The sequence below is a fragment of the Sphingomonas sp. BK345 genome, assembly GCF_014193845.1.
Taxonomy (GTDB): Bacteria; Pseudomonadota; Alphaproteobacteria; order Sphingomonadales; family Sphingomonadaceae; genus Sphingomonas.
Window position 1 is genome coordinate 815,415 of the sequence record NZ_JACHZX010000003.1, and the last position, 22,639, is coordinate 838,053.

Below are 22,639 nucleotides of genomic sequence, written 5' to 3' on the forward strand. Positions count from 1 at the left end.
AACTGGGCTCCGGCTTCCGCCGGGGAACAGGAGTGTGGCCCCTCTAGCCCCGGTCCGAGTGACGTGCCACGGTATGGCGCATGTGCCGCGTCAGCACCTTGCCCTCTCGCGTCGGCCGCACCCGGTGAGCGACGCGCCCGAGCAGCTGACGCTCGATCTCGAGGGCTGGGAAGGTCCGCTCGACCTGCTGCTGTCGCTCGCGCGCGCGCAGAAGGTGGACCTGCGCGAGATCTCGATCCTCGCGCTCGTCGAGCAGTATCTGCGCTACGTCGAGCGCGCGCGCGTGCTCCAGCTCGAGCTCGCCGCCGACTATCTCGTGATGGCGGCGTGGCTGGCCTATCTCAAATCGGCGCTGCTGCTGCCGCGCGACCCCGAGGTGGAGCCCGACGCCGACGAGCTGGCGATGCGGCTGCAGCTGCGGCTCGAGCGGCTCGACGCGATGCGCGACGCCGGCGCGCGGCTGATGGCGCGCGACCGGCTGGGGCGCGACGTGTTCCGTCGCGCGGCACCCGAAGGATTGCGGGTGGTGCGCAAGGCGCAGTGGACCGCCGATCTGTACGAGCTGATGACCGCATACGGCCGCGTTTCGGCGCGCTCGCGCCCGGTCATGCACGTCGTCCACGACCGCGAGGTGATGACGCTGGAGGCGGCGATCGCGCGAGTCGCGGCGCTGGTCGGCAGCGCGATCGACTGGCGCGCGATCGAGGCCTTCCTGCCCGAGCAGGCGAGCATCGCGCTGCGCCGCTCGGCGCTGGCGTCGAGCTTCCTCGCCGCGCTGGAGCTGGCGCGGCAGGGGCGGGTCGAGCTGCGGCAGGAGGCGCCGTTCGCGCCGCTCTACCTGCGGCGGCCGGCGGCGTGAGCGCGGCGATCGAGCGCGCGGTCGAGGCGGTGCTGTTCGCCAGCGCCGAGCCGCTGTCGATCGACTCGCTGCGCGCCTATGTCGGCGACGGTGACGGCAGCAGCGACCTGCGCGCCGCGCTCGCCGCGGTGGCGGCGCGCTACCGCGGCGGCGGGGTCGAGCTGGTCGAGCGCGGCGGGCGCTGGCATTTCCAGACCGCGCCCGATCTCGCCCACCTGCTGCGGCGCGATCGCGAGGAGGTGCGCCGGCTCAGCCGCGCCGGGATCGAGACGCTCGCGATCATCGCCTATCACGAGCCGGTCAGCCGCGCCGAGATCGAGGCGATCCGCGGCGTCCAGGTCGCCAAGGGGACGCTCGACGTGCTGATGGAGGCGGGCTGGGTGCGCCCCGCCGGGCGGCGCGAGGTGCCGGGGCGCCCGCTCACCTATGCGACCACCCCCGAGTTCCTGTCCCATTTCGGGTTGGCGAGCCGGCGCGACCTGCCCGGGCTCGACGATCTGCGCGCCGCCGGGCTGCTCGATCCGGTCGATCTCGCCTTCGAGCAACTCGCGGTGGAAAAAGACGCCGACGACGACTAGATGACACGTAATTAGGAGATTCCGTGATGGGCAGCTTCAGTCTTCCGCATATCCTCATCCTCGCGATCGTCGCGGTCCTGCTGCTCGGTGGCGGGCGCTTCTCGAACCTGATGGGGGACGTCGCCAAGGGCGTGAAGAACTTCAAGAAGGGCATGGCCGAGGAGGACGCCGAGGATCGTGCGCCCAAGCCGCGCATCGAGGCGCAGTCGAGCGCCGAGCCTGCGTTCGATCGCGACGCCGACCGAGTCCGCGAGGAGCGGCGCTGATCCCTCGCATCCGGCCGGCACGCTGAATGTTCAACATCGATTCGTCCGAGTTCCTGCTGGTCGCGCTGGTCGCGCTGGTGGTGATCGGCCCCAAGGACCTGCCCAAGGCGATGCGGGTGGTCGGCTATTGGGTCGGCCGCGCGCGCGCGGTCGGGCGCCAGTTCCGCGCCGGCTTCGACGAGATGGTGCGCGAGGCCGAGCTGGAGGAGATGGAGAAGAAGTGGAAGGCGGAGAACGAGCGGATCATGCGTGAGCACCCGATGATCCCGCCGCCCCCACCCGAGCCAGCGTCCGGCGAGCACGCGCCCGCGCAGATCGAGCACGCGCCCTCTGACGCGTCGCTGGCGCCGTCGTACGATCACGCGCAGGACGATCACCCGCCGGTGATGGTGGAGCAGCCGCGCGTCGTGCCGGGCGGGCCGCACGAGGCTCCGGCGGCCGACAGCAAGGCGCCGTCGTGAGCGAGGTCGTGGACGAGCTGGAAGATAGCCGCGCGCCGCTGCTCGACCATCTGCTCGAGCTGCGCCGCCGCCTCCTCTACTGCATCGCCGCGGTGGTGCTGTCGTTCGGCGTCTGCTGGTATTTCGCCGAGGATATCTTCGCCTTTCTTGTCCAGCCGCTGCTGAGCGCGGGGCAGAAGACGCTGATCTACACCCAGCTGTTCGAGGCGTTCTTCGTTCAGGTGAAGGTCGCCTTCTTCGCCGCGATGATGATCTCCTTCCCGGTGATCGCGATGCAGCTGTGGCAGTTCGTCGCGCCCGGCCTGTACCGCAAGGAGAAGCGTGCGCTGCTGCCCTTCCTGCTGGCGACGCCGCTGCTGTTCCTGCTGGGCGCGTCGATGGCCTATTACGTCGCCATCCCGATGGCACTGCACTTCCTGCTCGGCTTCTCCGGCACGGTCGGCGGCGTGCACCAGCAGGCACTGCCGGCGATGGGCTATTACCTCAGCTTCGTCATGCAGTTCCTGTTCGGCTTCGGCGCGGCCTTCCTGCTGCCGGTATTGCTGATGCTGCTGGAGCGGGCCGGGATCGTCACCCGCAAGCAGCTGATCGGTGCGCGGCGCTACGCGATCGTCGGCGCCTTCGCCATCGCCGCGGTGCTGACCCCGCCCGATGTCGGCTCGCAGCTGCTGCTCGCGATCCCGCTCGTCATCCTCTACGAGCTGGCGATCGTCGGCATCTGGTTCACCGAGCGAAAGCGCGCGCGTGAGACGGCGGCCGCGCTCGAGGCGGAGTAGGGCGGTCTAAAAGCCTCCCCTGCAAGGAGTAGTCGCGGCGCGTAGCGCCGACGGAGGGATGTCGCGGGTGGTGAGTTCACTGACCCTGACGGGCCGGGTCACCCCTCCGTCAGGTCCGTGGCCTGCCACCTCGCCTCCCATGGAAGGAAGAGGCACGAGCATCGCCGCCGCACCATGCCGCCCCGCGACTGCACCCTACGCCACCCCATAGCAAAAGGCGGGCCGCGTCGCCGCGACCCGCCTCCCGTGCGACCCCGAAGGGATCCCGTTACTTCGACTTATCCGCCGCGGTGCTGACCGCGTCGCCGGCGGACGAGACGTCCTTGCCGACGCCACCGACCGTGTTGCACGCCGCCACCAGCATCACACCGGCCAGTGCCGCGACCGTCATCACCTTACGCATCGAACCGCCTCCTAGAAGATCATGCCAACAATGCGCGGCCGCCACGATCGTTCCGCCGCTGCAATAGCTTGCGGGCGAGATCGGCGATGTCGGTGAGACGATAAAGGCCCGGAAGCGTCACCGGGGGGGGAGGGGTGGACGCTTCCGGGCCTATGTCGCGGACAGCGAGAGCGGGGGGGCATAAGGTCGCTGTCCGATCTGCTCAACGGACCTTCCCTTGAACGGTTCCGCTGCCTCGGCATTATTTTCCAAAGCGATGCGGATCGCGGATTCACTCGCTGCCGGTCACCGCCACCGCAATCTCATAGGCACCTGAAAGCGGGTCGTGCTGCAGCGACGAGCGCAGCTGGCGGGTCAGCCCCTCGATCACGCGGCCGTAGCGGTGGCCGAGCCCGTCGCGCAGGATGTCGCTGTCGACGAGTGCGCGCGAGGAAAGCCGCAGCATCGCCTTCTCCGCCGTGCCCGCGACGGGCTTGAGCGAGATGCGCAACTGCGCCTCGGGCGCGCAGGTCATCGCCAATTCTACCAACTCGGTGACGAGGAAGGCGACGGCCACTGCCACGTCCTGTGTGACGTAGAAGGGGTCGATGTCGAGCACGATGCCGATCCGCGTGCCCTCGGGCGCTGTGGCGCGGATGCTCGAGGCCAGCTCACCCAACACCGAGCGCAGCCCGACCCCGCGATTCTCCTCCATCTCGGCGAAGTGATACCGGTGGACCACCGCGAGCGCGTCGACGCGGCGCTGGATCGAGGCATAGGCCTGGGTCGCCTCCGCGCTGCGCGCGCCGCGCGCGTGGAAGTTGATCAGGCTCGAGATCACCTGGAGGTTGTTCTTGACGCGATGGTGCACCTCGCGCGTCAGCTTGGTCTGGCGCACCAACCCCTCGGCGAGGCCGGCCTCGTGCAGCGCCACGGTGCGGCTGAGCGCGCGGAACGTGTCGCCGAGGTCGCGGATCTCCTGCGCCGGCAGCGCGCGCAGCATCGCGGGGTCGGGCTGGTCGCCGGGCGCGTAGGCGGCGATGCTGCCGCGCAGGGCGCGCAGCGGCGCGATCAGCAGGCGATCGACCACGAACCAGCTGATCGCCGCGGCCAGCGCCCACATCAGCAGCGGCAGCGCCAGCGCGATCAGCAGCGGCGAGCTGATCGGTGCGCTGCGCACCTGCATCTCCAGCGCCAGCCCGGCGACGGCGAGATCGTTGCGCGCCGCCTCGCGCCGCTCGAACGCGCTCTCGCGCTTCAGCGGGTCGAGTTCCAGCCGCTGGTTGCCGAGTGTCAGCGTCGAGCCATAGTCGAGCGCAAAGCCGCTGGGCCGGCTGAGTTGCTGGAGGAAGGCGGCAGGAAAATAGGCGGCCGCGCTGATCCCATTGGCACGGCCAGCGATGCGCAGCATCAGCCCACGCCGACCGCCCGCCGCACCGTCGATCAGCCGCGCACTGACCACCGCCGGATCGGACTGGCGCGCGAAGGCGGCGGCGCCGGGGAAGGGCTCGCCGCAGATCGGCCGGCCGAGGCGATCGAGGATGACGAAGCCGGTGCCCGCCGCCGACTGTTGCGCGAACACGCCCTGTGCGCGTGCGCAGCTCGGCGCGTCGCCGCGATCGGCGGTGAGCGCGTCGACCGCGACGCGCAGCGCGGTCATGTCGCCGACTAGCTCGATGGCGATCGCGCGGCTCGACTCAGCCGCCGCGACGCGCAGGTGCGAGCGCAGCTCGGTGTCGGCGATCTGGGTGACGCGCAGCGTGGCGAAGATCGCGATCAGTGCCAGCGGCAGGAGCGCGATGCTGAGAATCAGGAAAAGCTTGGCGCCCGTCGGCCAACGACCGACGAGCTCGCCCCGCCCCGCGGGCGGGCGCGGGACGTCAGCGGCTTCGGTCGCCGCCACCTCGGTCAGTCAAGCTTGCCGAGCAGGGAAAGGAGATCGTCCGGCACGCTTTCCTCGACGGTCTTCTGATAGACGGAGCGCAACGCCGAACCCATGTCCCGATTCTTCGAGTGCGCGACGGTGCCCTTCTTCGGCTTCTCCGGCGCTTTCTTGTCCGACGTCAACGCTTACCCCCCAAGACAACCCGGCCCCAGCGACCGCTGGGCGGGTCGAGCGGAACACGATGGAACATCCATATGCTGCTGGCACGGTTGGCCGCGCTCGGCGGATGAAACCAAATAGCCCCTCGATGGTTCCCCCGCCGTGCGACGAAAATCGCCGGCCGGGGGGAACTTATTGCCACGGTTGCGCACCGTCCACGACCGGTATCACGACGCACGGCGGCGCCCACGCGCCATGCCGTGAGGGAGGGCTTTCTACACATGTCGCTCGGACAACAACTCGCGCCGCATCTTCCGTTCCTGCGCCGCTACGGCCGCGCGTTGACGGGGAGCCAGGCGCAGGGCGACCGCTACGTCCGCGCGACGCTGGAGGCGATCGTCGCCGCACCCGATCAGTTCCCGCGCGACGTCGACCCGCGGCTCGGTCTCTACCGCACCTTCCAGGCGATCTGGAACTCGGCCAATTTCGACGAGGTCGAGAGCAGCGAGCCGGCCGAGGAGCAGGAGGCGGTGGCCCGCGCGCGGCTCTCGCGCATGACGCCGCTGTCGCGCCAGGCGCTGCTGCTCACCGCGATGGAGGGCTTCACGCCCGAGGACGCGGCCTATCTGATCGAGGTCGAGCCGTCCGAGGTCGACTCGCTGGTGGCCGAGGCACTCGCCGAGATCGAGAAGCAGACCCGCGCGCGCGTGCTGATCATCGAGGACGAGCCGATCATCGCGATGGACATCGAGTCGATCGTGCGCGACCTCGGCCATGAGGTCACCGGCGTGGCGGTGACCCGCGACGAGGCGGTGGCGCTGGCGATGGAGGATCGCCCCGGCCTGGTGCTGGCCGACATCCAGCTCGCCGACGACAGCTCGGGCATCGACGCGGTGAAGGACATCCTCGCCGAGTTCAACGTGCCGGTGATCTTCATCACTGCCTTCCCGGAGCGGCTGCTCACCGGCGAGCGGCCCGAGCCGACCTTCCTGATCACCAAGCCGTTCCAGCGCTCGACGGTGAAGGCGGCGATCAGCCAGGCGTTGTTCTTCGACGAGACCACCGTCCCGGCGTGAGCGTGGGGCGAGAGGTTTCGTCCTCTTGCTGGCGTCTCCCCATTCACCACCGTCATCCCTGCGAAGGCAGGGATCCAGACGCGCTGTCGTGGCGATTTCGTCGCTGACGTCAGCGCGTCTGGATTCCCGCCTTTGCGGGAATGACGGGAGAGAGGCGGATGTGGGATCTGCAACGAGACCTTCGGCCGGCAGCGCGTCGTAGACGAAGACGGATAACACTGACGGCCAACCGCAACCCGTCGCCTAACAAACCCCCGTCGCCTCCGCGGCTTGTTCCCATCCTTACGGACCCAAAACGGTCGATGCGCGTTTGAGCCTCATGGCAGACGACAACAATCGAGTTCATCTCGAGACCGACGAGGCCCGCGCCGGCAGTACGCCGGGCATGACTCGCTACATCCTCGCGGCGTCGCTGGTGCTGATCGTCGTGGCCTTCGCCGCCATCCTCCTGTCCTGACGCGATGCTCGAACAAGTGGTGCGTGACGGGCTGGCCAACCGGCCGGCCGATACCTATCTTCCAGCCTCGGACGAGCGCCAGGACGGCGCCGCGCCAGCACGACGGAGCGGCATGACCCAATCACCCTCGCAAGCGAACGAGGCGTCGGCCCCGGCGCCGACGGAATATGTCGCGCTGTCGGATCCCGAGTTCAAGAAACAGCTCGCGCTGGTGATCCCGCATCTGCGTGCGTTCGGTCGCTCGCTCTCGGGCAACCGCGACCTCGCCGACGATCTGGTGCAGGAAACGCTGCTCAAGGCCTGGGCGGCGCGCAAGCGCTTCCAGGCGGGCACCAACATGCGGGCCTGGACCTTCATCATCCTGCGCAACCTCTTTCTCAGCCAGATGCGTCGCGCGCGCTTCAAGGGCGAGTGGGACGATCTGGTCGCCGACCGTGTGCTCGCCGCGCCCGCCAGCCAGGACAAGCACGTCGAGCTCGCCGACATGCAGCGTGCGCTGATGCACCTGCCGCAGCCGCAGCGCGAGGCGCTGATCCTCGTCGGCGCGGGCGGCTTCGCCTATGAGGAAGCCGCCGAGATCTGCGGCGTGGCGGTCGGCACGATCAAGAGCCGCGTCGCGCGCGGCCGCGTCGCGCTGGAGGCGCTGATGACCGATGGCGCGCTCTCGTCGCGTCGCGATCATGAGGTGAGCGGCGATCGCACGACGCTCGATTCGATCATGAACGAGGTAGACGAGCTGAGCCGCGACCGCGACGCCTGAGGCTTTGGCGTAGGGCTCGATCCCGGCGTCGTGCTGAATTTGTGTCAGGATCCACTTCGCCGCATGGGCCCGCCACCCCGCCGCGCGCGACGCTCTGTCTCACGCCTCACTTGAATTAGCCGGCGATTGGCCCGCCCGCGTTTCAGTGACGCTCATTCGGACACGTGGATCCTGAAACAACTTCAGGACGACGCCATGATGACCCAGGGGCTAAGCGTCGCCGCCCCCGCCCCGCTCGTCAGTGCCCGCCGCCACCCAGCTTCGACAGCAAGCGCGCCATGTCGCTCGGCAACGCCTTGTCGCGGCGATAGGCCGCGCGCAGCGACCCTGCGAGCACGTCCCCGGCCTGCGGCGCGCGCACGATATAATCGCCGCGCGGGCCGCTGAATGGGGAAGGAAGGTCTGCTACCATGTTGCGGCAACGTGCGACCCCGGCTTAGGTTTCGATATGATGACTCCCCGGTTCGACGAGGCGCGCCGGCGGGCGGAACGATTTGCGCCTTTCCTGCACACGCTGCTCCAGCGCGAGACCGCTACCGCCGCCGCACTCTCGCTTCCTGACCTGCCGCTCGCCCGGCAGCTTCGGCTCGAGCGACGCGCGCTCGCGCTAGAAGTGGCGCTGGGCGACCTCGCCGGCGCGTTCGACCTCACCGCCGTTACCGCGCGGCTCACCGACTTCGCGGACTCAGCCCTGGACCGCGCCATCGCCGGCGCGATCGCCGAACGCACGCCGGACGCCGCGCCGCGCGGCTTCGTCGCGATCGCACTCGGCAAGCAGGGCAGCCGCGAGCTCAACTATTCATCCGACATCGACCCGATCTTCCTCTACGACCCAGCGACCCTGCCGTGCCGCGCGCGCGAGGACGTCGCCGACGCGGCGGTACGGGTTGGCCGGCGCGTGCTCGAGCTGCTCCAGGCACGCGACGCCGACGGCTATGTGCTGCGCGTCGACCTCCGGCTGCGCCCCTCGCCCGAGGCGACGCCGATCGCGATCCCGATCGAGGCGGCGATGAGTTACTATGAGTCGCAGGCGCTGCCGTGGGAGCGCGCCGCCTTCATCCGCGCGCGCGTGGCTGCCGGCGACCGCGCGCTGGGCGCCCGCTTCATCGAAGCGGTGCGGCCGTTCGTGTGGCGACGCAGCCTCGATTTCGGCGCGGTCGGCGAGATCCTCGACATCACCCGCCGCATTCGCGACCATCACGCGCAGGGTCAGGGGTTCGGTCCCGGCTACGACCTCAAGCGCGGCCGCGGCGGCATCCGCGAGATCGAGTTCTTCGCGCAGATCCACCAGCTGATTCACGGCGGCCGCGACGCGTCGCTGCGCGCGCCGGCGACCCGCGACGCGCTCGCCGCGCTCGCCGCCGCGGGACGGATCGACGCCGCCGATGCCACCGCGCTGGCGGAGGCCTATACGCTGCTGCGCACGATCGAACATCGCGTGCAGATGATCGACGACCGCCAGACCCATGCGCTGCCCGCGGGAGAGGCGCTTGACCGGGTCGCGCGGCTGCACGGGCTCGACGACGGCGCGGCGTTGCTCGCGCTGCTCGCGCCGCAGGTCGAGCGGGTCGCGGCGGCGTTCGACCGGCTCGCCCCCGTCTCCGCGGCGGGTCTGCCGTTCGACTCCGCACGGCTGGGCGGCACGCTGAGCGAGGCCGGTTTCGCCGACGCCGAGGACGCGGTGCGCCGCGTCGCCGCCTGGCGTGAGGGACGTTACCCCGCGCTGCGCTCCGCGGCGGCGCAGAGCGCGCTGGAGGCGGTGCTGCCGGCGCTGGTCGGCGCGCTGGCGCAGGCGCCGGTGCCCGCGGTCGCGCTCAACCGCCTCGACCGGCTGTTCGAGCGATTGCCGAGCGCGGTCAACGTTTTCCGCCTGCTCGAGGCGCGCCCGGCGCTGACCTCGCTGCTCGCCGAACTGCTCAGCCACGCGCCGACCCTGGCCGACGAGCTGGCGCGCCGGCCGAACCTGCTCGACGGGCTGATCGACGCGAGCGCCTTCGCGCCCGTCGGCGGGATCGCGGCGCTGGCGGCGGAGATGCGCGCGGTGGAGGAGGGGGCGGATTATCAGGCGCTGCTCGATCACGTGCGGCGGGTCGTCGGCGAAAAGCGATTCGCGCTCGGCGCGCAGATCGTCGCCGGCGCGGCCGACCCGCTCGACGTCGCGGCCGGCTATGCGCGCGTGGCCGAGGCGGCGATCGAGACGCTGGCGAGCGCCGCCGCGGCCGAGTTCGAGCGCGCGCACGGTCGCGTGCCGGGCGGCGAGCTGGTCATCCTCGCGCTCGGCCGGATGGGCGGGATGGCGCTGACCCACGCCTCCGACCTCGACCTGATCTACCTGTTCACCGGCGACTTCACCGCCGAGTCGGACGGCGCCAAGCCGCTCGGCGCGACGCTCTATTTCACGCGACTGGCGCAGCGGGTCACCGCGGCGCTGTCGGTGCCGACCGCGGCGGGGCCGCTCTACCCGGTCGATACGCGGCTGCGGCCCTCCGGCGCGCAGGGTCCGCTGGTGGTCAGCCTCGACAGCTTCGCGCGCTACCAGCGCGAGGAAGCGTGGACCTGGGAGCATATGGCGCTGACCCGCGCGCGCGCCGTCTTCGGCTCGCCCGATGCGCGGGCCGCGGTGGAGGCGATCGTCGCCGCGGTGCTGGCGGGCGATCGGCCGGTGCGCGACGTGCCCGCCGAGGCGGCCGAGATGCGCGCCGAGATGGCACGGCACAAGCCGCCGCAGGGGCCGCTCGACGCCAAGCTGCTGCCGGGCGGGCTGGTCGACCTGGAGTTTGCGGTGCACGTCACCCAACTGACTCGGCGGCGCGGCTTCGACCCGCGGCTTAGCGTCGCGATCGACGCGTTGGTGGCCGAGGGCGCGCTCGCGCCGGCGATGCGCGACGCTTATGCGCTGCTCGCCCGGCTGCTGGTGACCGGCCGCTTGGTCGCGCCCGACGCGCAGGAGCCCGGCGCGGCGGCGACGCGCGCGCTGATCGCGCGCGCGGTGATGCTGCCCGACTGGGAAACGCTGCTTGCCACGCTGGACCGGGTGCGCGAGAGCGTCGCCGCCCAGTGGCAGGAGAGTATCGCGTGGACACCATCCCCGACGTCACCGTGACCGGCACCGACGGCGCGCCGCTGCGGCTGCGCGACCTGCCGCGACCGCTGATCGTCTATTTCTATCCCAAGGACGACACGCCCGGCTGCACCCATGAGGCGCTCGACTTCTCCGCGCTGGCGAGCCGCTTCGCCGCGGCGGGCGCGGCGATCATCGGCATCTCGCGCGACACGATCGCCAAGCACAACAAGTTCATCGCGCGCCACGGGCTCGGCATTCCGCTCGGCAGCGACCTCGACGGCAGCGTCACCGAGGCGTTCGGCGTATGGGGCGAGCGACAGATGTACGGCCGCACCTATATGGGGATCGAGCGCGCCACCTTCCTCTACGGCGCCGACGGGCGATTGGTGCGCGCGTGGCGCAAGGTGAAGGTGCCCGGCCACGCCGAGGAGGTGCTGGAGGCGGCGCGCGCGCTGGGCTGACGCAGGAGCCCGAGCGGACGCGCGTCGCTAGCGCGATCAGGGCGCCGCTGCGTGATGCGTAGTCGTCAATAGCTCCACCGTCATCCCGGACCAAGTCCGGGATGACGGAGGCTTGTCTTGCCTCTGCTACGCCCAATCGTCTCAGAAATCGAACTTGCTCCATCGCTCCACATCGGAGCAAACCCTGGCCGCGTGCCAGTCACTCGCGCCGATCCGCCACCAAGAATCGATTTCAACTCACGCAAAACACGCGCTCACTGGCTACTCGACTCGGCGAATTGCAACGACTCGCCGCGTCTCTCCGTCGATCGGGCGCGCTCCGGCGCCGCTGCTCTTGCCCGATTAACCCTGCTCAGGTCACAAACCTTTGGGCCTGGGAGGCTTCGTCTCCGGGGTGACAGTACGAGAAAAGGGGAAGACCGCGCGGCAGCCCGCCGCCCGGTCGCAGTCTTTGATCTGGGGTTCGATGAACGACACCGCTCTCACGCCGGCCGCGCGCCCGCTCGATCGCCTGCGCGCCGCTTACGGCACGCGCCGCCTGATGGCACGCGGCGGCGCCGCGATGGTCCTCGGCCTCGCCAGCTATGGCGCGGTCGCCGCCAGCCAGCAGGTCGCGGTCGCGACCGGGCTCAAGGCGGCGCCGACCAGTGAGCGCAAGCTGGCCAAGATGGAGCAGAAGGTCACCCAGCTCCAGACCCGTGTCGCCACCATTCGTCGCACCGCCGAGCTCCACGCCAGCCGTATCGAGCAGCGCCAGGCGCTGCTCGCCGCCGCGCTGACCGGCGAGGGCGAGAGCCGCGAGCTGGCACGCGCGACGCTGGCGATCGATCCCGACGCCACCCGCCTCGCCGCCGACACGATCAAGCCCTTCCTGCGCGTCGAGACGCGCCAGGCCGAGCTCGCCGCGGTGGCGCAGCGCGAGCTCGACCAGCGCTATGCCGTGACCGCCAAGACGGTGCGCAAGCTCGGCATTTCCACCGCGCGCCTCGCTAAGGGCGGCAGCGCGATGGGCGGCCCGCTGGTCGAGGCCAACAGCGCCGAGGCGCGCGCCGATCTCGCCGCCGACCAGCAGTTCCGCTCGCTGTTCATGAGCTGGAAGAAGCTCGACCGGCTTGAGCAGGGCGTGATCGCGATCCCCTCGGTGCAGCCGGTGCAGAAGCTGCAGTTCACCAGCAATTTCGGCATCCGCAGCGACCCGTTCCGCGGTACCGCGGCGATGCACGCCGGCGTCGACATCCCCGGCCCGAGCGGCACGCCGATCTACGCCACCGCCGACGGTGTGATCAGCCACGCCGGTCGCCAGGGCGGCTATGGCAACATGGTCGAGATCAATCACGGCAAGGGCATCGCGACGCGATACGGCCATCTGTCGAAGATCCTCGTCTCCGACAACACGCGCGTGAAGCGCGGCCAGCTGATCGCGCTGATGGGCTCGACGGGGCGCTCGACCGGCCCGCACCTCCATTACGAGGTCCGGATCGACGGCCACGCGGTGAACCCGGTACCGTTCCTGACCACCGCCGATTACCTGATGGCCGCGCAGGACCGCGCCGTCGGCCAGATCCCGGTGTCGACCTCGGGTCCCGCGCCGCAGGACTGATCGCTTCGCTTTAGGAGGGGAGGGCCGGCGCCGCGCCGAGCGGGCCGGCCCTTTCTCGTTGAGGTAAGTGGCTATAGTCGCGACCGTTGTTCCGTGTCAGCCCGGCGAAGGCGAGACCTTTGCGAGGCTCGCGCAACGCTCCTCGTCTTCCGTCATCCCGGACGTGTTCCGGGATCCACGCCTCCTCGAGAACAACGCGCCGTCGGTTTGCGGCACGGTGGATCCCGGACCAAGTCCGGGATGACGGGGAGGCTGCAAAGGTCTCGCGAAGGCCGGAGTGACGGCAGGCAAGCGAGGGCGCCATACGCCCGCAGTGATCCATCGGCGGTGCGCTCTCCTGTATCAAGCGCCCCTTTCCCCCGCCGCTCCTCACGCCTATCTTGACCGCATGGCCACGCTCGCACCCGCTATCGCGCTCACCCCTGCCGCCGCCGCGCGCGTCGCGGCGATCGCGGCGCGGCAGAACAAGCCCGCGATCCTGCGCCTGGCGGTCGAGGGCGGCGGCTGCTCGGGGTTCCAGTACCGCTTCGGCTTCGCCGACGCGCCCGAGGCGAGCGACCTTGTGGTAGAGACCGACGGCGTGCGGCTGGTGGTCGACGACATGAGCCTCGATCTCGTCCGCGGCGCCAGCGTCGACTATGTCGAGTCGCTCGGCGGCGCTTCGTTCAAGGTGGAGAACCCGCAGGCTGCCAGCGGCTGCGGCTGCGGCACCAGCTTCTCGGTCTGAGGCGCGCGCGGGGCGAGACAAAGCGCACGCGGCGCGGTAGATCGTCGCGCGTGAAGATCGTCACCTACAACGTCAACGGCATCAAGGCGCGGCTGCCCCGGCTGCTCGAGTATCTTGAGGAGGCGCAGCCCGACGTGGTGTGCCTCCAGGAGCTCAAGTCGAGCGACGAGACCTTCCCCGAGGCGGAGGTGCGCGCGGCCGGCTACGGCGCGGTGTGGCACGGCCAGAAGGGCTTCAACGGCGTCGCGGTGCTCGCGCGCGGGGCCGACCCGGTCGAGCGCCAGCGCGGGCTGGAGGGCGAGCCCGAGGACGAGCACAGCCGCTACCTCGAGTGCGACGTCGCCGGGCTGACCGTGGCGTCGATCTACCTGCCCAACGGCAATCCCCAGCCCGGCCCCAAGTTCGATTACAAGCTGCGCTGGATCGAGCGGCTGCGCGCGCGCGCGGCGCAGCTTCTCGCCAGCGAAGTGCCCGCGGTGCTGGCGGGCGACTATAATGTCATACCCAATGACGACGACGTCTTCTCCGTGCGCGCGATGGCGAGCGACGCGCTGATGCAGCCCGAGAGCCGCCAGGGCTATCGCGCGCTGGTCGCGCAGGGCTGGACCGACGCGCTGCGCGCCCGCCACCCGCGCGGCGGCGTCTGGACCTTCTGGGACTATCAGGCGGGTGCGTGGCAGCGCGACGCGGGCTTCCGCATCGATCACCTGCTGCTCAGCCCGGCGGTGGCCGACCGGCTGGTCGAAGCCGGCGTCGACAAGGAGTATCGCGGCCGCGAGAAGGCGAGCGACCACGCGCCGACCTGGGCGCGGCTGCGATGATTCGCGCCGGCCTGCTTGCCGCCGGGCTGCTGCTCGTGGCCGCTCCCGCGACCGCGCAGGACGAGCCGGTCACCGAACGATTCTGTCCCAACCGGCCGTCACTCGGCGCGAGCGGCTGCGTCACCATGCCAGGGCAGGTGCAGGTCGAGCTATCGGGCGTGGATTGGCAGCGCGACGACAGCGGCGACTCGCGCGAGGACCTCACGTTGTTCGGCGACGTCACCGCGCGGATCGGCGTGACGCGCGACAGCGAACTGCAAGTCGAGTTCACACCGTTGGGCACGCTGCGGACGCGCGACAAGGTCACCGGCGCTGTCTCACGAAAGTGGGGGGCGGGCGATACGACGATCGGCTATCGCTACGCGCTGAGCCATCCCGACGGGCGGGCTCTGTCGTCCGCGATACAGCCCTATGTCACTCTCCCGACCGGCCGCAGCGGGATCGGCGACGGCGACTGGTCGGCCGGGGTGATCGCGCCGGTCTATTGGCAGATGAACGACAAGTGGAGCCTCGACTTTACCGGTCGCGCCACCGCGGCGGCCAACGAGGAGGGCGGGGGCCAGCATTTCGACGCGAGCGGCGTCGTCGGCCTGGGCTACGCGCTGACCGACAGCCTCACCGCGGTCGCGGAGTTCTCGCTCGAGCGCGACGACGATCCCTCGGGCCATGTCACGCAGACGCTCGCGGCAGGGTCGTTGGCGTGGCAGCCGACCAAGCGGACGCAGATCGACCTGCTCGCCGTGGCGGGGCTGAACCATGACTCGCCCGACATGCGCCTGGTGCTGGGCGGCGCGTTCCTGTTCTGAGCGGGGGCGGACCGCTCCGCTCCTCCTCCTCCGGCGTCATCCCGAGCTCGTCCCAGGATATATTGATCCGCACACCTCGCGACCGCTGTTCGACCGGCGCGATGGTCGCTGAAACGGGTTCAGGATGACGCTACGAGAAGTAGAGGGGCACGCTCAACCGAGGAACACTCCCACCCGATCTGAACCACCGGCGTGCTCCGGCGAACGCCGGAGCCCAGGGCTACCAACGGAGCCACCTACCGCTCCAGGCTCCCGCGTGTGCGAAGCCGATGGATCAGTCGCTAGGCAGCCCCATCAGGCTGCTGCACCGCGATCAGCTCGAGCACCTGACGCGCGCCCTCGTCGCTCGCCGCGGCGAGCTTGAGCGGGCGAGCCCCCAACCCGACATCGGCGTTGAGAAAGGCCATCGCGCCGGCGAGGCCGAGCCGCTCGGTCGCGGCGCGGACCACCTGACTCTCGCGCGCCGCGCTCTCGGGCGACAATTTGGGGACGCTGCTGGCCGGGCGGAAATAAGGGCGGCGCGGCGGGCGCGGGGCGGGCTGCGGCTGGTCGCTCACGCGGCGACCACCAGGGTCGGGCGAACGACGCCGGCGAGCCACTGCACGTCGGCGATCCGCGCGGCATAGCCCTTCGCGCAGATCCGGTAAGCGTCCCGACCGCTCGCGTTGGCCGCGTCGGACGCGCGCGCGATCGATATCTGATGGCGGGAGTAGAGTTCGTTGAGGTCCATGTCGGTCTCCCTGCGTGCAAGCGGGAGCGCGGTCGGTCTCTCAGCTATCCAGGCTCGCGTGGTCAAATCTGGACAGTGGCTATGAGATGGGGTCCCCGCGCCTATCCACAAGGGCTCGCCATCTTCTGGCGAAATCCGCCGGATGTCGGCGGCCACGCTGCTGCCGCAGAACGAGTGAAGGGCGTAAGTCCCTCAGAAAAAGTCAAATCGTCGGACTGGCACGGTGTCTGCAAAGCACCTGGCGTCCCCGATCAACGGGGCAGGGAGACACTGCCATGAACGCCACCATCGTCGCCGCTCTCACCAGCCTGATCCTCGTCGCGCCCGCGCAGGCCGAGCCGACCAGCCCCGCGGCGGCCGCCACCACCACGAGCGCCACCACCGCCGCGACCCGGGCCGAGGGCGGCGTCAAGGCACGCAACCCCAACACGCGCTACTGCTACAACACCGAGGCGACCGGGTCACACATCATCCAGCGTGCCTGCCACACGCGCGCCGAGTGGAAGGAACTGGGCGTCAAGGTTCCCGAGAAGCTGTGACGGCCGCCACCGGGCGGACGGGAGGGAGCGGCGCCGCGCCGGCCGAGGCGCGCGGCGCCGCCGGCTCCCCCCGGATCAGAGCGTCCGCTCGTAGACCTGATAGACCTTGTTGACCTGGCTCTCGATCGCGGTGGCGATCGAGTTCATCCCCTGATTGTCGTCGAGGATCCAGCCGATCTCGCCCCGCGAGGCACCGTAGTTCGCCACCGACGCCTTGCGGATTGCCTCGATCATCATGAAGGCGAGCTGGCTGGCCAGCCGCGAGGACTGCAGCTCCTTGCGCACCCCCATCAGCGGCACGCGCATCGTGCGAACGCGCGGCTTGCGCAGCCACAGCAGCAATTTGGCCCAGCCGAACGGGAGCAGGCTGCCGTTCAGCGGGCGGATCGCCTCGTTGAGGTCCGGCAGCGTGATCATGAACGCCACCGGCCGGCCGTCGACCTCGGCGATGCGGATCAGGTCGTTGAACACGATCGGCTTGAGCTTGACGCCGACGTCCTTGATTTCCGGCGGGGTGAGCGGGACGAAGCCCCAGTTGTCCGACCAGGCGTCATTGAGGATCTCGAGGATGATCGCGGCTTCCTCGTCGAAGCGCTTCTTGTTCACCTCGCGCACGACGATGCTCTTGTTGTTCTCGCCCGAACGGATGATCCGCTTCACGATCGGGGGGAACTCCTGCGTGATGTCGAGCTCGTAGGTGACCAGCTGCTTCGCGGGCTGGTAGCCGGCGCGCTCGATCCATTCGCGATAGACCGGCTTGTGGTGCCCCATCATCACCGTGGGCGCCTGATCGAAGCCCTGGATCAGCAGCCCCGGCTCTTCCCAGATCGACATGCTGATCGGCCCGAGCGCGCGCACCATGCCCTGCTCGCGCAGCCACGCCTCGGCGCGTGCCAGCAGGGCGCGGAAGATGTCCTCGTCCTCGGCATCCATCAGCCCCCACTGCCCGACACCGGGGCCGAAGCCCTGCGCCGCTGGCATCTCGAGCGCGAGCGTGTCGATATGCGCCGAGATGCGCCCGACCACGCGGCCGTCACGCCGCGCCAGGAAGAGCTGCGCCTTGGCATGGCTGAACCAGCCGTTCTTCTCCGGCGTGATCAGCCCCAGCGCCTCGCCCTTGAGCGGCGGGACCCAATAAGGATCGTCGGCGTAGAGGCGGAAGGGAAGGTCGACGAACGCCTTGCGCTCGCTCTTGGTGGTGACCGGGGTGATGGAGAGATCGGACATGGCGCTCGCCCGTAAACGGAGAAACCGATCATAGCGAGCGAGCTTTTACTGGCAACGGGGAGCGCGCGCGTCCTGTAAAGGTCACGCTGTCGCCACTATGTTGGGGCAATGAACAGCGCCATGAACACGATGACCTTCGAGAGCCGGGGCGAGAACGCGGCCACCGCGCCTGTGGCGACACGGGCGGCGGTCGCGGACGACAAGGCGATGCTGCGCGCCGCCGCCGAGCTCACCCGCGACCTCGTGCAGCCGCGCCCCGCGCTCTACTGGGCCGACCTGATCGGGTCCGCGGTGGTCGGCTATGCCGCGCTCGCCGTCGCGGTGACCGTCGCCTCCACCGGCTGGGCGGTCCTCGCCGGGGTCGTCGCGGTGCTCGCCCTGTATCGCGGGATGAGCATGATCCACGAGATCAGCCACATCAAGCATGCCGCGGTGCCGGGCTTCCGCGCCGGCTGGAACGCGCTGATCGGCGTGCCGATGATGATCCCTTCGTTCATGTACGAGGGCGTCCATAACCTGCACCATGCCAAGACGCGCTACGGCACCTCGGAGGATCCCGAATACCTCCCGCTGGCGCTGATGCGCCCATGGACCCTGCCGGTCTTCATCCTGGTGTCGGCGCTGGCACCGATCGGCCTGCTGATCCGCTACGCGCTGCTCGCGCCGGTGTCGGCGCTGTCGCCGCGGCTGCGCGAGGCGGTGGTGGCGCGCTACTCGGCGCTGTCGATCAACCCGCACTTCCGTCGTCGTGCGCCGCAGGGCGAGGAGAAGGCCCGGTGGACCCGCTGGGAGATCGGCACCTCGCTGTGGGCGATCGCTCTGCTGACGCTGACCGCCACGGGCGCGGTGTCGGTCAAGGCGTTCGCGATCTTCCTGGCGGTCGGCTCAGGGGTCGCGCTGATCAACCAGGTGCGCACCTTGGTGGCGCATCTGTGGGAGAATGAGGGCGAGCCGATGAGCGTCACCGCCCAGTATCTCGATACGGTCAACGTGCCGCCGCCCGCGATGCTGCCGGTGCTGTGGGCGCCGGTGGGGCTGCGGTACCACGCGCTACACCACCTGCTGCCGGGGTTGCCGTATCACGCGCTGGCAGAGGCGCACCGCCGTATTTCCGGCGTGCTGGAGCAGGATTCGCCTTATCACAGGGCGAACTACGCCGGCCTGCCGGGGCTGGTGGGCAAGCTCGCCGCGGCGACGATGCGGGGGCGGTGAGCGGGGGCAGCAGCGAGACCTGCCGCCTTTTTCCCGGTCCCCCGCCTAGCGTCATCCTGAACTTGTTTCAGGATCCACCCAGCCCTAGCATCACCGATCGCGGCACCTGCGGGACGGTTGATCCTGAAACAAGTTCAGGATGACGGCAGTGTGAGATGACGGCCTCGCTGCCCTCGGCCGTGTTCCTGCGGACGCAGGAACCCAGCGCCATGAAGGTCACCGTCCTCCGCCCCCGACTCCAGCGTGCACAGGAGAACGGGCACGACCACGTCTCTACTCTTCCGTCCGCAACAGCACCGCCTCGCCGATCAGCAGGAACAGCAGGAACGGTGCCCAGGCGGCGAGAAAGGGCGGGTAGGCGCCGAGATTGCCCATCGCCAGGGCGAACTTGTCCGCCATGAAATAGGCGAAGCCGAGCGCCATGCCGATCACCGCGCGGACGAACAGCGCGCCCGATCGCGCGATGCCGAACGCCGCCACCGCGCCGAGCAGCGGCATCAGCACCGAGGACAGCGGCCCCGAGAGCTTGTGCCACAGCACGCCCTCGAGCGACTTGGTGGGCCTCCCCGCTTCCTCCAGGTCGGAGATCGCGGCGCGCAGCCCGGCGAAGGACAGCGCGTCCCCGTCGACGTTGGCGAGCGTGAACTGGTCGGGGGTGACGCCGCGCGCCACCACCACCGCGCCGAGCGGGGTGAGCGCCCCAGAGGCGACGTCGAAGCGCTTGGCCGGCCACACCTTCCAGCCGTCGCCCTGGCGCAGGCCGTTGGGCGCGGTGATCAGCCCGCGCAGCCCGCCGTCGGGGTTGCGCTCGTAGACGGTGACGCCACCCAGCCGCGCCGCCTCGCCGCGCCCGCTGATCCGGTCCGCCGAGATCAAATTGTTGTCGGCGCGTACCCAGACGTTGGCGCGATCGCCGCGGTCGAGCGGCATCGCGCCGTAATTGACCTTCTGCCACGCGCTCAGCTCGGCGGTGGCGCGGCTGACGACGCGATCGTTGAAGGCGAAGGTGACGAGCGCGATGCCGACGCTGGCGATCACCAGCGGCGCCAGCACCTGATGCGCCGAGAGGCCCGAGGCCTTGAGCGCCACCACCTCGCTGTTGGCGTTCATCGTGATCAGCGTCAGCACCGTGCCGAGCAGCACCGAGAAGGGCAGGAAGGTCGAGATGATCTGCGGTGCGCGCAGCGAGACGTAGCGCCACACCTCGGCATCGCCGTTGCCCGCGGTGGCGAGGATCCGCCCGCTTTCGCTCAGCAGGTCGAGCGTCTGCAACACCAGCACCAGCCCGAACAGGATGCCGAAGGTGCGCGTCAGGAACAGCCGCGCCATGTAGACGGCGACGGTGCGCGAGGGGAAGAAGGCGCTCACGCGCGCGCCTCCTTGCGGCGGCGGCCGGGCAGGTAGCGCGCCACCATCGCCCAGGCCTTGCCGAAGAAGCGCTCCAGCGCGCCGATGGGCTGGCCGCCCGGGACATAGGCGAGCGTGTAATACATCCACAGGATCAGCGCGCCGAACAGCAGGAACGGCACCCAGAGCGCGATCAGCGGGTCGACCGCGCCGCGCTCGCCCACCGCCGCGGCATATTGATTGATCTTGTGATAGGTCACCACCATCACGATCGACAGGAACACGCCCAGCGCCGAGCTGGATCGCTTCGGCGGCACACCGAGCGACACCGCGAGCAGCGGCAGCAGGAACATCATCGCCACCTCGACGACGCGGAAGTGGAACTCGGCGCGGCTGCCGTCGCGCTGCGCCTCGCTCGCGTTGCGCGCGTGGCCGAGCTGGGCGAGCTGGGGCAGCGTATATTCCAGGTTCTTGCCGCCGCGCGTGCGGAAGCTCTCGAAGCGCGGCAGGTTGATGGGCAGGTCGTGCGAGCTGAAGGTCAGCACGCGCGGCGTCGGGAAGTCGGGGCGATTGTGGATCAGCGTGCCGTCGGTGAGGCGGAAGATGATCACGTTCGGATCGTCGGTGGCCAGGAACTGCCCGGTCTCGGCGGTGACGCCGGCCCAGTCGTTGCGCGGGGTCAGCGCGTGGAGGAAGATGCCCGAGAGCCGCCGACCGCTGTCCTGGCTGCGCTCGATCCGCAGCGTGATGCGATCGCCCAGATGGGTGAACTCGCCCACCTTGATCGAGGCGCCGAGCGCGCCGGTGCGCAGCTCGAAGCGCAGCTTCTCGTAATTGTAGCGCGCCAGCGGCTGGACATAGCCGACAATGGCGATGTTCAGCGCGGCGAGGATGATCGCGTACATATAGGGCACGCGCAGCAGCCGCGAGTAGCTCATGCCGACGCCGCGCATCACGTCGAGCTCGCTCGAGGTGGCGATGCGGCGGAACGCGAGCAGCACGCCCAGCATCAACCCGATCGGGATGCCCAGCCCGAGATACTCGGGCAGCAGGTTGGCCAGCATCTTCCACACCACGCTCACCGGGCCGCCCTGGGTGATGACGAAGTCGAACAGGCGGCCGATCCGGTCGAGGATCAGCAGCATGGAGGCGATCAGCAAGGTGGCGAACAGCGGCAGCGCGATCAGCCGGGCCATGTAGCGGTCGATCGAGGTGAACAAGGTGCGGCGCTGCCCCGTGGCGTCGGGCGGTGAAGGCCCTGGTGAGGCTGCGGCTATACGGGCCCGCGGCGCGCGCGTCAGCAGCGAAAAGCGTGGCGGTGCACGGGAATGTGGGGCGAGTCGGGCCCAGCTCCTCCCCTTGAAGGATTCCGTTGCGGAGCGAGGGTACCGCGGCGGATATCAAGGTAATCGGCGATGGATGAGACAAGCCGCGGCCTATGAGGCGACTGGCTGAGCGCTGCGCGGGGGCGGTGCGGGTGCGGTGTCGCGCCGGATCAGTCAGCGGTGAGGATGGCGGCGCGCCTGAGATTGTAGATGGTGGCAAAAGCGAGAAAGTCTGCGGTGTTGCCTTGTAGGGAGAGGCATCGGGTGCTGGCCTTGCCATAAAGACGCTTCATCGCGCTGAAGGACGGCTTCGACGGGCGCGCGTCGGCGGGCGATGAGGTTGCTTCGCCGGGCCTGCCAGGGTGGCAGCACGGGCTTGTAGCGGTGGCGGCGCGCCTGCCCTTCATAGGCGCGGTCGGCATGGACCACCGCCTCGTCGCCCGTGACAAGCGCATCGGCCCGCTCGACATCCTGGACCCTGGCCGAGGTGAAGGCGAGCGTGCGGATGAGGCCCGAGCCTTCGTCGATGCCGATGTGGAAGCGATATCCGAACACCGGTTTGCCGTCCTTGCGGGTCCAGTCGGCGCCTGGCTCGCCGGGATGCGGGTCGCCCGGCGCGATCCCGTCTCCACGCAAGGGCCAGCGTATCCTCTTGACCACCGATGCATCGAGGATCGAGCCCCGGCGCAGACACTGTCCTTGCGCAGCGAGCTGCCGGTTGATCTCGGCAAGCAGCCCTCCGATACCCCCGACGCGGCCGCTGCGGTACCGAACCGGCACAGCGTCGCCTGTACGGCGTCCCTGCGTCCAGCGCGAGGCCGCAGAACCGCCGGAACGACAACCGGTCGAGCAGCGGTTCCTCCAGATCCGGGTCTGGCAGGTCATGCAACGCCTGCAGATACAGCGCCTTCAGCATCGCCAGCGCCGCATGAGGCGGACGACTTGTCCGTCCTGGCCGCGGTGACGAGACCAACGGCTCCAGCTGGCTCCAGTCGACCAGACGCTCAATCCCCGCCAGCTTCGCATTTGACCCCAGGCGCGGATCGATCAATGCATCCACCAACGATCGCTGCTCGACCATCGCCCGTACTCCCTTTCCCACAGGGGATCCCGTCACCTCG

The 22,639-nt window shown here is 69.7% G+C and carries 26 protein-coding genes and 1 pseudogene; 16 read left to right on the forward strand and 11 right to left on the reverse strand.

Annotated features, from left to right (window positions below):
- Nucleotides 1–124 precede the first annotated feature (124 nt).
- The 5 genes from FHY03_RS13055 to tatC are packed head-to-tail and all read left to right on the forward strand — an operon-like array spanning nt 125 to nt 2,940.
- Complete coding sequence (locus tag FHY03_RS13055) at nt 125–859, forward strand: ScpA family protein (protein WP_311721578.1); 735 nt, start codon at nt 125–127, stop codon at nt 857–859.
- Nucleotides 856–1,437, forward strand: coding sequence for an SMC-Scp complex subunit ScpB (gene scpB, locus FHY03_RS13060; protein ID WP_183924846.1), 582 nt, complete (start codon nt 856–858; stop codon nt 1,435–1,437). The genes FHY03_RS13055 and scpB overlap by 4 nt, the downstream gene beginning before the upstream one ends.
- A 26-nt stretch (nt 1,438–1,463) precedes the next feature.
- Nucleotides 1,464–1,703 (forward strand): twin-arginine translocase TatA/TatE family subunit, encoded by a 240-nt coding sequence (locus tag FHY03_RS13065; RefSeq protein WP_132910323.1) that lies wholly within the window; start codon nt 1,464–1,466, stop codon nt 1,701–1,703.
- Between the two features lie 26 nt (nt 1,704–1,729).
- Complete coding sequence (gene tatB / locus FHY03_RS13070) at nt 1,730–2,164, forward strand: Sec-independent protein translocase protein TatB (RefSeq protein ID WP_183931245.1); 435 nt, start codon at nt 1,730–1,732, stop codon at nt 2,162–2,164.
- Nucleotides 2,161–2,940, forward strand: coding sequence for a twin-arginine translocase subunit TatC (gene tatC, locus FHY03_RS13075; protein ID WP_183924842.1), 780 nt, complete (start codon nt 2,161–2,163; stop codon nt 2,938–2,940). The genes tatB and tatC overlap by 4 nt, the downstream gene beginning before the upstream one ends.
- Before the next feature lie 268 nt (nt 2,941–3,208).
- Here tatC and FHY03_RS13080 read toward each other — a convergent pair whose 3' ends face one another.
- The 3 genes from FHY03_RS13080 to FHY03_RS21110 all read right to left on the reverse strand — a co-directional run bounded on the left by FHY03_RS13080 (nt 3,209) and on the right by FHY03_RS21110 (nt 5,389).
- Nucleotides 3,209–3,343 carry an entericidin A/B family lipoprotein gene (locus tag FHY03_RS13080; protein WP_183924839.1) on the reverse strand — a complete coding sequence of 45 codons (135 nt, stop codon included), beginning with the start codon at nt 3,341–3,343 and terminating at the stop codon, nt 3,209–3,211.
- Nucleotides 3,344–3,614: 271 nt separating this feature from the next.
- The gene (locus tag FHY03_RS13085; RefSeq protein ID WP_183931247.1) at nt 3,615–5,225 is read right to left on the reverse strand and encodes a sensor histidine kinase; all 1,611 of its coding nucleotides are present in this window, start codon (nt 5,223–5,225) and stop codon (nt 3,615–3,617) included.
- A 5-nt stretch (nt 5,226–5,230) separates the two neighbouring features.
- Nucleotides 5,231–5,389 (reverse strand): NepR family anti-sigma factor, encoded by a 159-nt coding sequence (locus FHY03_RS21110; protein WP_258047785.1) that lies wholly within the window; start codon nt 5,387–5,389, stop codon nt 5,231–5,233.
- A gap of 258 nt (nt 5,390–5,647) precedes the next feature.
- Here FHY03_RS21110 and FHY03_RS13095 point away from each other — a divergent pair, with 258 nt between their 5' ends.
- The 3 genes from FHY03_RS13095 (at nt 5,648) to FHY03_RS13105 (ending at nt 7,659) form a co-directional block, all read left to right on the forward strand.
- Nucleotides 5,648–6,442: a response regulator gene (locus FHY03_RS13095; protein ID WP_183924835.1), complete on the forward strand. Its 795-nt coding sequence runs from the start codon at nt 5,648–5,650 to the stop codon at nt 6,440–6,442.
- A 319-nt stretch (nt 6,443–6,761) separates the two neighbouring features.
- A complete protein-coding gene (locus tag FHY03_RS13100) occupies nt 6,762–6,899 on the forward strand; it encodes a hypothetical protein (RefSeq protein ID WP_183924834.1) in 138 nt (45 codons plus the stop codon).
- A 112-nt stretch (nt 6,900–7,011) separates the two neighbouring features.
- Nucleotides 7,012–7,659 (forward strand): sigma-70 family RNA polymerase sigma factor, encoded by a 648-nt coding sequence (locus FHY03_RS13105; RefSeq protein WP_183924975.1) that lies wholly within the window; start codon nt 7,012–7,014, stop codon nt 7,657–7,659.
- A 238-nt stretch (nt 7,660–7,897) separates the two neighbouring features.
- Here FHY03_RS13105 and FHY03_RS13110 read toward each other — a convergent pair whose 3' ends face one another.
- Complete coding sequence (locus FHY03_RS13110) at nt 7,898–8,071, reverse strand: hypothetical protein (RefSeq protein ID WP_183924833.1); 174 nt, start codon at nt 8,069–8,071, stop codon at nt 7,898–7,900.
- Between the two features lie 36 nt (nt 8,072–8,107).
- Here FHY03_RS13110 and FHY03_RS13115 point away from each other — a divergent pair, with 36 nt between their 5' ends.
- The 6 genes from FHY03_RS13115 to FHY03_RS13140 all read left to right on the forward strand — a co-directional run bounded on the left by FHY03_RS13115 (nt 8,108) and on the right by FHY03_RS13140 (nt 15,138).
- Entirely contained in the window at nt 8,108–10,762 is a 2,655-nt protein-coding gene (locus FHY03_RS13115; protein ID WP_260158904.1) for a bifunctional [glutamine synthetase] adenylyltransferase/[glutamine synthetase]-adenylyl-L-tyrosine phosphorylase, read from the forward strand.
- A complete protein-coding gene (locus FHY03_RS13120) occupies nt 10,735–11,184 on the forward strand; it encodes a peroxiredoxin (protein WP_311721588.1) in 450 nt (149 codons plus the stop codon). The genes FHY03_RS13115 and FHY03_RS13120 overlap by 28 nt, the downstream gene beginning before the upstream one ends.
- Nucleotides 11,185–11,650: 466 nt before the next feature.
- Complete coding sequence (locus tag FHY03_RS13125) at nt 11,651–12,784, forward strand: M23 family metallopeptidase (protein WP_183924827.1); 1,134 nt, start codon at nt 11,651–11,653, stop codon at nt 12,782–12,784.
- Between the two features lie 388 nt (nt 12,785–13,172).
- Nucleotides 13,173–13,511, forward strand: a complete 339-nt coding sequence (gene erpA / locus FHY03_RS13130) for an iron-sulfur cluster insertion protein ErpA (RefSeq protein WP_183924825.1) — start codon at nt 13,173–13,175, stop codon at nt 13,509–13,511.
- A 50-nt stretch (nt 13,512–13,561) separates the two neighbouring features.
- Nucleotides 13,562–14,332, forward strand: coding sequence for an exodeoxyribonuclease III (xth, locus tag FHY03_RS13135; RefSeq protein ID WP_183924823.1), 771 nt, complete (start codon nt 13,562–13,564; stop codon nt 14,330–14,332).
- Nucleotides 14,329–15,138, forward strand: a complete 810-nt coding sequence (locus FHY03_RS13140) for a transporter (protein ID WP_183931251.1) — start codon at nt 14,329–14,331, stop codon at nt 15,136–15,138. Before xth ends, FHY03_RS13140 begins: the two co-directional genes overlap by 4 nt.
- Before the next feature lie 281 nt (nt 15,139–15,419).
- On the opposite strand, the gene FHY03_RS13145 is transcribed toward FHY03_RS13140, so the two are convergent.
- Nucleotides 15,420–15,695 carry a hypothetical protein gene (locus tag FHY03_RS13145; protein ID WP_183924819.1) on the reverse strand — a complete coding sequence of 92 codons (276 nt, stop codon included), beginning with the start codon at nt 15,693–15,695 and terminating at the stop codon, nt 15,420–15,422.
- The gene (locus tag FHY03_RS13150; protein WP_183924817.1) at nt 15,692–15,868 is read right to left on the reverse strand and encodes a hypothetical protein; all 177 of its coding nucleotides are present in this window, start codon (nt 15,866–15,868) and stop codon (nt 15,692–15,694) included. The genes FHY03_RS13145 and FHY03_RS13150 overlap by 4 nt, the downstream gene beginning before the upstream one ends.
- A 275-nt stretch (nt 15,869–16,143) precedes the next feature.
- On the opposite strand from FHY03_RS13150, the gene FHY03_RS13155 reads away from it, so the two are divergent.
- The gene (locus tag FHY03_RS13155) at nt 16,144–16,407 is read left to right on the forward strand and encodes a hypothetical protein (RefSeq protein WP_183931253.1); all 264 of its coding nucleotides are present in this window, start codon (nt 16,144–16,146) and stop codon (nt 16,405–16,407) included.
- Nucleotides 16,408–16,482: 75 nt separating this feature from the next.
- On the opposite strand, the gene FHY03_RS13160 is transcribed toward FHY03_RS13155, so the two are convergent.
- The gene (locus FHY03_RS13160) at nt 16,483–17,634 is read right to left on the reverse strand and encodes an N-acetyltransferase (RefSeq protein ID WP_183931255.1); all 1,152 of its coding nucleotides are present in this window, start codon (nt 17,632–17,634) and stop codon (nt 16,483–16,485) included.
- A 108-nt stretch (nt 17,635–17,742) separates the two neighbouring features.
- Between FHY03_RS13160 and FHY03_RS13165 the strand changes: the two genes are divergently transcribed.
- Complete coding sequence (locus FHY03_RS13165) at nt 17,743–18,846, forward strand: fatty acid desaturase (RefSeq protein ID WP_260158905.1); 1,104 nt, start codon at nt 17,743–17,745, stop codon at nt 18,844–18,846.
- Nucleotides 18,847–19,119: 273 nt separating this feature from the next.
- Here the strand turns inward: FHY03_RS13165 and lptG are convergent, their stop codons facing one another.
- From lptG to FHY03_RS21425, 4 genes and pseudogenes are all read right to left on the reverse strand, one after another.
- The gene (gene lptG / locus FHY03_RS13170; RefSeq protein WP_183931377.1) at nt 19,120–20,175 is read right to left on the reverse strand and encodes an LPS export ABC transporter permease LptG; all 1,056 of its coding nucleotides are present in this window, start codon (nt 20,173–20,175) and stop codon (nt 19,120–19,122) included.
- Between the two features lie 35 nt (nt 20,176–20,210).
- Nucleotides 20,211–21,389: an LPS export ABC transporter permease LptF gene (lptF, locus tag FHY03_RS13175; protein ID WP_183924969.1), complete on the reverse strand. Its 1,179-nt coding sequence runs from the start codon at nt 21,387–21,389 to the stop codon at nt 20,211–20,213.
- Between the two features lie 303 nt (nt 21,390–21,692).
- Nucleotides 21,693–22,298 carry a transposase gene (locus tag FHY03_RS13180; protein ID WP_183931257.1) on the reverse strand — a complete coding sequence of 202 codons (606 nt, stop codon included), beginning with the start codon at nt 22,296–22,298 and terminating at the stop codon, nt 21,693–21,695.
- A 31-nt stretch (nt 22,299–22,329) separates the two neighbouring features.
- Nucleotides 22,330–22,599 (reverse strand): annotated as a pseudogene (locus tag FHY03_RS21425) (transposase); the annotation flags it as partial.
- Between the last annotated feature and the right edge of the window lie 40 nt (nt 22,600–22,639).